This window comes from Kineosporia babensis (assembly GCF_021129305.1).
GTDB classification, from domain to species: Bacteria; Actinomycetota; Actinomycetes; order Actinomycetales; family Kineosporiaceae; genus Kineosporia; species Kineosporia babensis.
On the sequence record NZ_JAJOMB010000003.1, the window covers coordinates 374,549 to 386,147 of the forward strand.

Below are 11,599 nucleotides of genomic sequence, written 5' to 3' on the forward strand. Positions count from 1 at the left end.
GAGGAAACGTTGCCCGCGCTCATCCTCATCGACCGCCCCGCGATCGGCATGACCGGCGAAGGTGCGGCCTTCCGCAGTCTTCCGGTCGGCACGCCGGTGATCACCGCAACCGACCTGGGCGTGACCCGCGGCGACGGAATCTTCGAGACCGTGGCCATTCACGACGGTTTCGTCCACGCCGGCGAGGCCCACCTGCAGCGCTTCGCCCGCTCGGCCCGGATGCTCGACCTGCCCGAGCCCGACCTGGACGTCTACCGCGCCGCACTCGAGGCCGGGATCCGCGAACTCGGCCCGGTTCCGGACGCTTTCGCCAAGTACGTCCTCACTCGCGGCGAGGAGTACAGCGGTACGCCCGGCGCCCGTGGCTTCATCCACCTCGACGTCAACCCGGCCTGGAGCCGGGAGCGCAGCACCGGTGTCAGCGTGGTGACGCTCTCGCGTGGGTACGCCCGCGACATCGCCGAAACCGCTCCCTGGCTGCTGCAGGGGGCGAAAACGGTTTCCTATGCGGTGAACCGGTCTGTGCTGCGGGAAGCCGCTCGGCGGGGAGCCGACGACGTCCTGTTCACCACAACCGACGGCTACCTGCTCGAGGGGCCCACCTCGTCCGTTGTTCTGCGCTTCGGGGACACCTTCGTGACCACCCCGCCCGAGAGCGGGATCCTGCCCGGCACCGCCCAGATCGACATGCTGAACCTTCTGCAGGCCGAAGGTTTCGCCACTCAGATCCGCGACGTGAAGCTCGGCGAGCTGCCCTACGCCGACGCCCTGTGGATGACGAATTCGCAGCGCCTGGCCGCACCGGTGCACACTCTCGACGGCACCGCCGTCAAGGTCGACAGCGAACTCACCGCCCGGATCAACGACCAGCTGCTGCGGCGCACCCGATGAGCCCGGCCCGGATCAGCATCGACGGCGCTACGCACGAGGTGGAGGCCGGCATCTCGGTCACGGCCGCGCTGCGCGCCACCGGAACCGCAGCCGTCCGAACCCATTTGGTCACCGGTGAACCGCGTGGGCCGTGGTGCGGGATGGGGACGTGCTTCGAATGCCTGGTCGAGATCGACGGAGAGCCCGAGACCCGCGCCTGCCTGACGCCGGTGCGCGACGGCCTCGACATCCGGACCAGCCGGTGACGCCCGTCGACGTGGCCGTGGTCGGTGGTGGTCCGGCTGGGATGGAAGCCGCCTGGGCGATGGCCGAGGCCGGGCTGAGCGTCACTCTCATCGACGAGCACCACGAACTCGGCGGCCAGTACTTCCACGCCCGCCCCGAGTCGGTTCGGGCTCGCCTGGGTGAATATCGGCCGGAGGGAAGAGCTCTGGCCGATCGGGTCCTGCGGGCCGGGGTTCGGGTCCTCACCGGGACCACAGTTTTCACCGCCGAGCGCGAGACGCTGTGGGTACGTTCCCCGCAGCAGGGGGTGTACGCGGTTGCAGCCAAGCGGGTCGTGGTGGCCACCGGCGCCACCGAACGATCACTGCCGTTCCCGGGCTGGCAACATCCGTCCGTGGTATCGGGTGGATTCGCCCAGCATCTGGCCTCTTCCGACGGTGTCGCCGTCGGATCACGTGTGGTGGTGGCCGGTTCCGGCCCGTTCCTGCTGCCGGTAGCGTCGGCGATCACCCGAGCCGGGGGACGCGTCGTCGCCCTGGTCGAGGCGGGTCGCCCCTACGGGCTGGGTCGGGCGCAGATCCGATCCGCGCAGCATCCGGGCAAGCTCATGCAGTTCGCCCAGGAACTGTGGCCGTTGCTGCGCACGGGTACCCGGCTGGTACAGGGCGCGGTCGTGCGCAGGATTCAGGCCTCTACCGAGCTGGAGTCCGTCGAACTCTCCTCCGGCCAGACCTTTTCCGCCGACACGCTGGTCGTTGGTTACGGTTTCCGGGCTCAGGTCGATCTGCTGCGCCTGGTCGGCGCACGATGCCGGGTGGACGAGCGGGACAACGACTTGATGATAGACGTCGACGACTACGGACGTACGTCGGTGCCGGGTTGGTACTCGGCTGGGGAAACAACCGGCATTGCGGGCAATCTCGCCGCCCGGGCCGAGGGCTCCCTGGTTGCCGCAGCCGTCATCGCCGATGCCACGTCCACCCCGGTCAATCCGCCGGCCAAAGCGGTCCGGCAGGCCCGGCGCGAGCACGCCTTCGCCGCTCTGAGCCGGGAGTTGTACCCCGGCGCGGCCGAACTGGCGCACAGGGTGCTGGAGCACACGCCGGACGAGACCCAGCTGTGCCGCTGCGAAGGCACCACCGTCGGCCAGGTCAGGGCCGCCGACGCCGGGTCCCAGCAGGACGTCAGCGCCGCCAAAACCCTGACCCGGGCCGGGATGGGGCCGTGCCAAGGCCGCTACTGCGCACCCGCCCTGTGCGCGCTGCGGGGCACCACCCCGGAGTCGCTGGCCTCCCGCACTCCGCTACGCCCGGTCCCGCTCGCCGACCTGGCCGCCTCACCCCTGATGCAGGCCGGCGAACTCACCGACACCGTTCAGGAGACCCGATGAGCACCGTAGACGTCGTGGTGATCGGGGCCGGGGTGCTCGGTGCGTCCGCCGCCTACCGGCTGGCCGAAAAAGGATTCAGCGTAGAGGTACTCGAACGCGGAGCACCCAACCGTGAGGGCTCCGGCACCACCGCCGGCAACCTGCACATCCAGGCCATCCACACCCGCCGCCCCGGCCAGGCCGTACCGGTCGACAGCCGCCGTTTCCTGCCCCTGCAGAAGGCCGCCAGCGACCGGTGGAGCACGGTCGAGGCGGAGCTGGGCGAGGAACTCGAGGTCCGTCGGCCCGGTGGCTTCATGGTCGCCGAGACCGAGGACGACCTGGACCAGCTCACCACCAAGGCGGTCTGGGAACGCGAGGTCGGGATCAAGACCGAGATCCTGGACGGCGACACGGCCCGGGCCGAGCTACCGGTACTGGGCCCCAGCGTGCGCGCCGCCACCTGGTGCCCCGACGACGGTTACGCCAACCCCCTGCTGGCCGGCCCCGCCTGGCTCCGGGCCGGGATGCGCCTCGGCGTGCAACTAAGCCCGGGCACCCCGGTCACCGGCCTGGAGCGCCGGGGTGAGGGCTGGGAGGTCACCACCCCCACCGGCACAACCAGTTGCCGCTGGGTGGTGAACACCGCCGGCCCCTGGATCCAGCCCCTGACCGCCCTGGCCGGCGTCGAACTGCGCATGCGCCCGGTGGCCATCCAGATGCACGTCACGGTCCGCGTCCCGCCCCTGCTGCCCTGCCTGGTCCAGCACATCGGCCGGGGCCTGAGCGTGAAACAGGTGACCGCGGGCAACGTCCTGATCGGCGGCGGCTGGCCCGCCGAATCCCTCGACCTCGACGCCCGCAGCCACGCCTCCCTGCACTCCATGGCCGGCAACCTGGCCGAAGCGATCCGCATCCTCCCTCCCCTGAGCCGCCTTTCGCTGCTGCGGATGTGGGCCGGCCCGCTGGCCGCCACCCCGGACGAGATGCCGGTGATCGGAGCAGTGCCGGGGGCCGACGGCCTCCTGGTGGCCGGCGGTACCTACGCCTTCACCTTTGCCCCGCTCTGGGCCGACGTCCTGGCCGCCGCCGTCCTCGGCGAACCCAGCCCGATCGACGTCAGAGACCTAGGCCCGGACCGGCTCATCATGGGCGCAAAATAGGGCATACTTCGCCCGTGATTCGTAGCGTGGCCCAGATCCAGGCCGGACCGGACGTGTCCCTGGAAGGTCTCTTCAGCCATCCTGGCCGGCCCTGGGTCGCGACCTTGGACGCCGACCGGCCGGTGATCCGGGTCTGGGACTGCAGCTCGGACCAGATCCGGCTGGTCGCCGTCATCGACGAGCAGGCCGCGCCCTACCCGTCCGAGCGCTGGCTGCTCTACGGCCTGACACCAGAACTGGCCTGGCATCCGGATGCCGTGCAGTTGCTGATCTGCACTCCTGGCCGGTTGAGGCTCTGGAGCCCGCAGGGCCTCCAGGACGTCGCGAACCTGCCCGCCACGATCGGTTACCGGGACGTGGCTTTCAGCCCGGACGGCTCTACCGTCTGGGCCTGCCCGGCTGCCGATGACGACCAGTACGAGCGCTGCGACGTGATCGCGCTGGACCAGGGCATCGTAGGTTCGGCGCCGTACTGGGACACCGGAATCGTCGAGCATCCCGCCGGTGGACTGCTGCTCACCCTGGTGAGTGACCAAGGTGAAAGCTACGGCATCTTCGCCGAAACCGGTGGGCAACGCCTGCGGGCCGCCCTGATCCTGGACGCGGACGGCTACCGGAAGCCCGTGTTCAGCCCGGACGGAAGGTTCCTGGCCATCCGGGGCAATGCCTACCAGGACCTGCTGAGTCTGTATGCCTTTCCCACGCTGGAGGAGATCGTCCGGCTCCCGTTGGACGCGCTGCTGCCCGAAGGTCATCCGGAGGGGAACTGGTCGGGCAACGAGATCGCTTTCGACCGGTACGGCACGCTGTGGATCGGAACACCCGTCGGCGAAATCGTTCTACTAGACCTCGAGCATGACAACGCGGAGAAGTTTCCGGTGCCGGGCGGTTTCCCGGTACTTGGGGTAGCTCTACTGGCCACCGGCCAGTTGCTCGTGACCGGCGAGCGGGACCTGGTTCTGGTGGAACCGACCGAACCGACGGCCGAGGCGGCCGAGGCGGATCCGGCCCTGGTCCAGGCTTTCATCGCCGGTACCGAGGCGTTGCCGGAAGGCAGCGCCCTCCCCGACAGCCTGACCCTGCACGACGGCCGGCGCAGCTGGGACGGCTCGGAACTGGCCGTGGTGACCAGCGCTGAGGACACGGACCCGATGTGGCTGCGGGCCCGGGCCGGGATCAACCAGGCCCTGCAGCAGGAACCGCCCCGGTAGAGCTCAGTACACCACCACCCCGCGGATGTTCTTGCCCGCGTGCAGGTCCTGGTAGGCCAGCGCCACCTCATCGAGGGTGTACTCCCGGGTGATCAACTCGGCCAGCTTGAGGTCGCCGGTGCGGTACAGGCGCAGGAAGTTCGGGATGTCGAACCGCGGGTTGGACTCCCCGAACAGCGAACCCTGCAGCCGCTTCTGCATCAGCGTGAGGTCGGCCAGCGAGAGCGGGACGCTGGAGTCCAGCAGGTTGCCGAGCGCGGTGACCACCACGGTGCCGGCCTTACGGATCGAGGCCATCGCCTCGGCCACCTGCTCGCCGGTGACCACGCCGGTGGTGACGATCGCCGAGTCGGCGCCCTGGCCGTTCGTCAGCGATTTGGCGTACTCGGTGGCCTCGCCGATGGTGGCGCAGGCGTGGGTGGCCCCGAAAGTGGGCGCCTGCTCCCGTTTGAACTCCACCGGGTCGACCGCGATCACCGCCCGGGCTCCCGCCGCCCGCGCGCCCTGCAGAGCGTTGGCGCCGATCCCACCGATTCCGGCGACGATCACGACGTCTCCAGTTCGGACTTTCGCCGACCGGGTCGCCGCACCCCAGCCGGTGGGCACCCCGCAGCCGATCAGGGCGGCCAGCTTGAGCGGGATGTCCGGATCGATCTTCACCACGGCGTCCACCGAGGCAGTGGTGTACTCGGCGAAGGTGGAGATCCCGCACATCTGGCCGACCGGGCTGCCGTTCTCGTGCATCCGGAAGCTCGTGGGATCGTCCGGCCGCGCCCCGCTGAGCAGCGAGGCGCCCAGGTCGCAGAGGTTGCTCAGCCCTCGGGCGCAGAACTCGCAGTGCCCACAAGCCGGCAAGAACGAGAAGACGACGTGGTCACCGACCGCGTAACCCGGGGTGTCGGGTCCAACCGCGGTGATCACGCCCGCGCCCTCGTGCCCACCGGCGAAGGGGTACATCGCCACCGGGATGTCGCCGGTCGCGATGTGGTCGTCGGAGTGACACAGACCAGAGGCCGCCAGCTTGACCGTGACCTCGTTCTGGCGCGGGTCGTCCAGCTCGACAGTGGCGGTCTCGAAGGTACCCGGGGTCTGGCGGACCAGGGAGACCCGCGTGGTGGTCGGCATCGTGGTTCCTTTCGGTCGGGCATCAGCGGCGCCGCCCCAGCGTCCCGTATACCTACCGGTAGAACCGGCTTTCAGAGAGAACTGAGCAGTTCCAGCGACCGGACCCGGTCCTCGACGGCGTGCACGCTGGTCGTGATCATCAGCTCGTCGCCGTTGCTCTCGGTCAAGATCCGGTCCAGCTCCTTGCCCACCGTGCCGGGTGAGCCGACCACCATCTCCGAGCGGATCGCGTCCACCGCCGGCAGCTGATCGTCCGGATAGCCGGCCGCTGCCACCTCTTCGGGCGTGGGCAGGGGGCCCGGCTGGTGACCGCTGGCCTTCTCGTACCCGATGTGCACGGCCGGCCCGGCCAGGAACTGGGCCTGCTCGTCGCTGTCGGCGCAGACCACGCTCACGCAGACCATCACGTAAGGCTCGGGGAACGTCTTGGACGGCCGGAACTCCTCCCGGTACACCCGTAGTGCCTCGTTCATCCCGTCGGCGTTCAGATGCTGGGCATACACAAAGGGCAGGCCGTGAGTGGCCGCCCGGCGGGCCCCGCCCGAGCTGGAACCCAGGCCCCAGATCTGCGGCCGATGACCTTCGGCCACCCGCACCGAGAGCGGCATCCGGGTCTTGCCGCCGCCGGGCCGGAAGTAGGCCAGGAGCTCGGTGAGCTGCTCCTCGTAGTCCTCGGGCGGCCGGGTCCGCAGCAGTTCCTTGACGATGCCCGGCCCACCCACCCCGCTGCCCAGGCCAAGGTCGATCCGGCCCGGATGCAGCGTCTCCAGGGTCCCGAAGTTCTCGGCGACCAGCAGGGACGCGTGGTTGGGCAGCATGATGCCGCCCGCCCCGACCCGGATCGTCGAGGTGGCCGCGGCGACCGCCTGGATCAGGACGGCGGTGGCCGAGGTCAGAAAGGCCGGTACTCCGTGGTGCTCGGCCACCCAGTACCGCTCGTACCCGAACCGCTCGGCGGTCCGGGCCAGATCGCGGATGTCGTTGATCGACTCGGCCACGGTCGTGCCGCTCGAGGCGACCCCCATGTCCAGTACCGAAAGTTTCGGCATGCGTCCCCCCCAACGCGGCAGACCATCATCACGCAGCCCGTTTCCCTGCGCCGAGACCATGATGCCGGGTCATCCGACCAGGACCCGGCATTCCCGGGCCCGTTTCGCGGCACCACATCTAGAATCGGTCGCATGCGCCACCTCACGCGACAATTCGCCATCGGGGCTCTGCAGCGAGGTAGGGGGATCGAGCAGTTCCTGGGCCCGGCCTCGGTCCGTGGTGCAGCCGGGATCCGCTGGGTCCAGATCACTCCCCGGTCCAGCCGGTACCGCATTTCACTGCACACCGTCGAAGACCCCGACGACGATCGTTGCGGGGACCTGACCCAGCTCGTCTCCCTGGACCCGGCCGACGAGGAATACGTGGGCGAGGGCCTGGAGGTAGGTGTGGCCGATGACGCGGCCCAGGCCCTGTCGCTGGCGGAAGATCGGACCGCAGCCGTACCCGGACGCTGGGTGAACGCATCGATGGCCGGCGACGAGTACGTGGACCACGTCCGTGCGCGTCGCTCACCACACGCATCCGCGACCGCCGGTCCGAGTCCCTCGCCGGATGAACCGACCGTCGACATCACCCGGATCAGAACGGTCTTCGGCCAGATCGCCGATCTTCTCGAGCGGGAGGCCGGGCCCGGCCAGAGCGTGACCCTGCCCTACGACCTGTTCTGGTCCGTCCCGGCCGACGCGCGTTACACCGTCACCGAAGAACCCGGCGAACTCACCATCGGCTCGTTGTCGGACGCTCTGGCCAACCTCGACATCATGGCCGAGGACCCGGACGCCACGATCAAGCACGCGCTGATCTGGCTGTCCGACGTCCTGCGGGCGTTGGGCGACGCCTGAGCCGGCGGATCAGCCGAGAAGGCCGGCAACCGCGGTGAACGGCAGGTCGTGCGCCTGGGCCACCGGTGCGTAGGTGAGCTTGCCGTCGTGGGTGTTGAGCCCCTTGGCCAGCGCGGCGTCGGCCTTCAGGGCGGCCTTCCAGCCCTGCTCGGCCAGGGAAACCGCATACGGCAGAGTGACGTTGGTGAGGGCGTGAGTGGACGTGCTGGCCACCGCTCCGGGCATGTTGGCCACACAATAGAAGACGGTGTTGTGCACCGGGTAGGTGGGCTCGGCGTGTGTGGTCGGCCGGGAATCCTCGAAACAGCCGCCCTGGTCGATGGAGATGTCCACCAGCACCGCGCCGGGTTTCATCCGGGAGACCAGGTCGTTGCTGATCAGGGTGGGGGCCTTGGCTCCGGGCACCAGGACGGCACCGATCACCAGATCGGCCTCCAGACAGGCCTTCTCGATCTCGAAGGCGTTGGAGGCGATGGTCTGCACCCGGCCGCCGAAGAGCCGGTCGGCCTCGCGTAGCCGCTCCACGTTCAGGTCCAGCAGTTGCACGTCGGCGCCCATGCCCGCCGCCACGCCGGCCGCGTTGAGCCCGGAGATGCCCGCGCCGATCACCACCACCCGGGCCGGGCGCACGCCGGGCACTCCGCCGAGCAGCACGCCCCGGCCCCCGGCCGAGCGCATCAGGTGGTGAGCACCGGCCTGCGGAGCCAGCCGGCCCGCGACCTCGCTCATCGGGGCCAGCAGGGGCAGCGCGCCGGTGCCGGTCTGGACGGTCTCGTAGGCGATGGCGGTGGTGCCGGCGGCCAGCAGGGCTTCGGTGCACGGGCGCGATGCGGCCAGGTGCAGGTAGGTGAACAAGGTCTGCCCGGAACGCAGTTGCGAGTACTCGGCCTCGATCGGCTCTTTCACCTTGAGCACGAGTTCTGCAGCCGCCCAGACCTCTCCGGCCGAGGCGATGATCTTGGCTCCGGCGGCCTCGAAATCCTGGTCCAGGATGGCGGAACCAGCGCCCGCGCCCTGCTCGACGAGCACATCGTGTCCGCGCAGCGTCAGTTCGCGCACCCCGGCGGGAGTGATCGCCACCCGGTACTCGTGGTTCTTGATCTCCTTGGGGACACCGACCAGCATGCTCTGCTCCGTTCGTGAATGCGGCTGACAGCAGGAGGATGCAGGCGATTCTGTTAACAGGTTGTTTCGTCGCGGATTGTTCGGCCAGCAGGGCCTAACCTGACGCAGAATTCACGAAACGCTGCCGGAGAGAAGGTCCATGCCGAACAATCGTCGCCCGGCCCCGACTCCGGTGGAACTCGACGACATCGACCGGGAAATCCTCAACGCCCTGGCCACCGACGCCCGCATCCCGAACAACGCGCTGGCCGCCCGGGCCGGGGTGGCACCCTCCACCTGCCTGCTACGGGTGCGCCGGCTGCAGGAGTCCGGCGTGATCCGCGGGTTCCGGGCCGAGCTGTCTCCGGCCGCCCTCGGCCGAGGTCTGCAGGCCCTGGTCGCGGTGCGCCTGGCCACCCCCTCCCGGCATCGCATCGGGGCCTTCGCCCAGGAGATGGCCGCGCTGGACGGCGTGCTGAACGTCTTCTTCCTGGGTGGGGCCAACGACTTCCAGATCCACATCGCGGTGGAGGCCCCGGACGATCTGCGGGACTTCGTGGTCCGGCACCTCAGCGCCCGGCGGGAGGTGGCGTTCACCGAGACCAACGTGATCTTCGAGCACGTGGCCGGCGGGGCCGGCCTGTGAGATCAGAGTCCGTTTCGGCGGAACCTCAAGGTTTCCCCCAGGGTCTCGATTCGATCTCGCCGTGCTGCCACTCTGAGGTCGGTTGATCTCGATCCGTGACAAGGGAGTTGGCGGGGAGCATGACCGAGACGAATCCGACGGCGCCGACGGTCTACCGACCGCTGTCCATCAGCCAGGCCGAAGAGGCCCCGTTGCGCAGCGAGGCGGCCCGGCACGGGGTGCAGGTCCTGGATTCCGGTTCGAGCAGTTCCGAACCGGAATCGGCCAAGTTCCTGACCCTGATCGGCGACGAGGCGGCAGTGCGCGCGGTGAACCAGTTCGTGAAGCAGCGGCGCGGATCAGGGCAGTAGCGGTTCCTCGGCCGGTACCAGCGGCGAACCGGCCGGGGCGGCCAGCGCCACCGGCTCGGCGTAGGCCACCACGTGCACGCCACCCCCGCGGCGCTTGACGTCGTACATCGCAGCGTCGGCCGAGCGCATCACGTCTTCGGCCACTTCCTGGGGGTCGTGCACCTGCAAGGGGTGCTCCAGGACCACCACGCCGACGGACGCGCCCACCTGCACCGTGAGCGGCCCGTCGGTGATCGGCTCGCACATGTCGTCCAGGATGCGCTGGGCCACGGCCGGCGCATCGGCCGGGCTGCAGCCGTTCAGCAGCACCACGAACTCGTCGCCGCCGACCCGGGCGATGGTGTCGCTCTCGCGTACCCGCCTGGCCAGGCGCTCGGTGACCGCGCAGAGCACGGCGTCGCCGATGTGGTGCCCGTGCGTGTCGTTGAGCTTCTTGAACCCGTCCAGGTCGATGTAGACCAGCAGCCCCTGCGGGCCGGTGACGAAGTCGGGCAGGCGGCGGCTGAGCAGTTCCCGGTTCGCCGCGCCGGTGAGCCGGTCGTGCTCGGCCAGCTCACGCAGCGCGGTCGCGGCCGCTTCCTGGGCCTGGGCCATCCGGTAGAAGCGCAGCACGATGGTCATCGCCACCACCAGTGAGGCGGCCAGGCCGGGGATCAGGTCCGGCCCGGACTGCAGGCTGATCGCGTTGGCCACGCTGACCGCACCGAGCGAGAGCCCGAGCACCACGATCCGCCAGAGCTTCAGGTGAAGGCCGGCCGGGGCCGGGGCAGTGAGGCGGGACCGGGTGGGGTGCAGCGCGGCCGCGGCCAGCAGCACGTTGAGCACCAGGAAGACCGCCAGCAGTCGTTCGACCTCGAACTGGGGCACCTGCACGGCCAGGAACCGGAACAGGAAGTCCATCGGCAGGGCGGTCCCGAACGCCACGATGAGCAAGGTGGCCGAGGGCCCGGACGTGCCCGGGATCAGCAGCATCGTCACCGCCAGGCTGAACACCATCAGATCGCCCAGCGGGTACAGCAGCGGCAGGATCGAGGCGACGATCGACGATCCGGCCTCCAGTTCCGGCTGGACCAGGACCAGCCAGACCACGAGTGCGGCGGCCGTGGTGATGGTCAGGACGTCCAGCTGGATGTCGCGCACCAGCGGGCGGGGCAGGCGCTTGCGCCGGATCATCGCGCTCACCGCCGCCACCTGGAACAAGTACGACGACAGCCAGACCCAGTCCAGAGGCTGGTACCAGTCTTCGTGCCCGATTCGGGTGACCACGAACTGTGCGGTCTCGGCGCTCAGCCAGGCCGCGTCAGCCGCGGCCAGCAGCAGCCAGGGCGCGCGCTCGCCGGCCGGAAGCTGCCGGGCGACCGCGAGCAGGGCGACCAGGATGCCGGTCTCGGCCAGGATGGTGGCCAGGTCTCCGGCGGTTCCGGTCGGAGAGAACGCCACCGGAACCGCGAGCGCGATCCCGGCGATCAGCGACCATCGCCACCACGCCCGCGCAGCACCTTGGTCGGCCCCGGTTCTGGAGCCGTCAGCCTCGACCGTCACCCCGCAGAGATCGGCGGGTTCGCCCGGCAGCCGGACGAACCCGCGCGATTTTCACTCTCCGGAGGGACTGCTCCGGTGACG

General features: G+C 69.7%; 12 protein-coding genes. 8 read left to right on the plus strand and 4 right to left on the minus strand.

Features of this window, described 5'->3' with window-relative positions; genetic code table 11:
• Window positions 1-9 precede the first annotated feature (9 nt).
• From LR394_RS07560 to LR394_RS07585, 5 genes are read left to right on the plus strand one after another with little or no spacing between them, the layout of a single operon-like run.
• Complete coding sequence (locus LR394_RS07560; RefSeq protein ID WP_231439902.1) at window positions 10-891, plus strand: aminodeoxychorismate lyase; 882 nt, start codon at window positions 10-12, stop codon at window positions 889-891.
• Window positions 888-1,136: a (2Fe-2S)-binding protein gene (locus tag LR394_RS07565; RefSeq protein WP_231439903.1), complete on the plus strand. Its 249-nt coding sequence runs from the start codon at window positions 888-890 to the stop codon at window positions 1,134-1,136. The genes LR394_RS07560 and LR394_RS07565 overlap by 4 nt, the downstream gene beginning before the upstream one ends.
• Window positions 1,133-2,506, plus strand: a complete 1,374-nt coding sequence (locus tag LR394_RS41330) for an FAD-dependent oxidoreductase (protein WP_331283050.1) — start codon at window positions 1,133-1,135, stop codon at window positions 2,504-2,506. The genes LR394_RS07565 and LR394_RS41330 overlap by 4 nt, the downstream gene beginning before the upstream one ends.
• Window positions 2,503-3,648: an NAD(P)/FAD-dependent oxidoreductase gene (locus LR394_RS07580; RefSeq protein ID WP_231439905.1), complete on the plus strand. Its 1,146-nt coding sequence runs from the start codon at window positions 2,503-2,505 to the stop codon at window positions 3,646-3,648. Before LR394_RS41330 ends, LR394_RS07580 begins: the two co-directional genes overlap by 4 nt.
• A 14-nt stretch (window positions 3,649-3,662) precedes the next feature.
• Window positions 3,663-4,859, plus strand: a complete 1,197-nt coding sequence (locus LR394_RS07585; RefSeq protein WP_231439907.1) for a WD40 repeat domain-containing protein — start codon at window positions 3,663-3,665, stop codon at window positions 4,857-4,859.
• A 3-nt stretch (window positions 4,860-4,862) separates the two neighbouring features.
• Here the strand turns inward: LR394_RS07585 and LR394_RS07590 are convergent, their stop codons facing one another.
• Together LR394_RS07590 and LR394_RS07595 are read right to left on the minus strand one after the other, a co-directional pair.
• A complete protein-coding gene (locus LR394_RS07590) occupies window positions 4,863-5,984 on the minus strand; it encodes an NDMA-dependent alcohol dehydrogenase (protein WP_231439909.1) in 1,122 nt (373 codons plus the stop codon).
• Between the two features lie 71 nt (window positions 5,985-6,055).
• Window positions 6,056-7,033, minus strand: a complete 978-nt coding sequence (locus LR394_RS07595; protein ID WP_231439911.1) for an LLM class flavin-dependent oxidoreductase — start codon at window positions 7,031-7,033, stop codon at window positions 6,056-6,058.
• 132 nt (window positions 7,034-7,165) lie between these two features.
• On the opposite strand from LR394_RS07595, the gene LR394_RS07600 reads away from it, so the two are divergent.
• Window positions 7,166-7,876: a hypothetical protein gene (locus LR394_RS07600; RefSeq protein WP_231439913.1), complete on the plus strand. Its 711-nt coding sequence runs from the start codon at window positions 7,166-7,168 to the stop codon at window positions 7,874-7,876.
• A 9-nt stretch (window positions 7,877-7,885) separates the two neighbouring features.
• Here the strand turns inward: LR394_RS07600 and ald are convergent, their stop codons facing one another.
• On the minus strand, window positions 7,886-9,001 hold the full coding sequence (gene ald / locus LR394_RS07605) for an alanine dehydrogenase (protein WP_231439915.1): 1,116 nt from the start codon (window positions 8,999-9,001) through the stop codon (window positions 7,886-7,888).
• A 139-nt stretch (window positions 9,002-9,140) separates the two neighbouring features.
• On the opposite strand from ald, the gene LR394_RS07610 reads away from it, so the two are divergent.
• Together LR394_RS07610 and LR394_RS07615 are read left to right on the plus strand one after the other, a co-directional pair.
• Window positions 9,141-9,626 carry an Lrp/AsnC family transcriptional regulator gene (locus LR394_RS07610; protein WP_231439917.1) on the plus strand — a complete coding sequence of 162 codons (486 nt, stop codon included), beginning with the start codon at window positions 9,141-9,143 and terminating at the stop codon, window positions 9,624-9,626.
• Between the two features lie 119 nt (window positions 9,627-9,745).
• The gene (locus LR394_RS07615; protein WP_231439920.1) at window positions 9,746-9,976 is read left to right on the plus strand and encodes a hypothetical protein; all 231 of its coding nucleotides are present in this window, start codon (window positions 9,746-9,748) and stop codon (window positions 9,974-9,976) included.
• Here the strand turns inward: LR394_RS07615 and LR394_RS42765 are convergent.
• Window positions 9,965-11,518: a GGDEF domain-containing protein gene (locus LR394_RS42765; RefSeq protein WP_231439922.1), complete on the minus strand. Its 1,554-nt coding sequence runs from the start codon at window positions 11,516-11,518 to the stop codon at window positions 9,965-9,967. The two genes, LR394_RS07615 and LR394_RS42765, sit on opposite strands and share 12 nt — an antisense overlap.
• Window positions 11,519-11,599 lie beyond the last annotated feature (81 nt).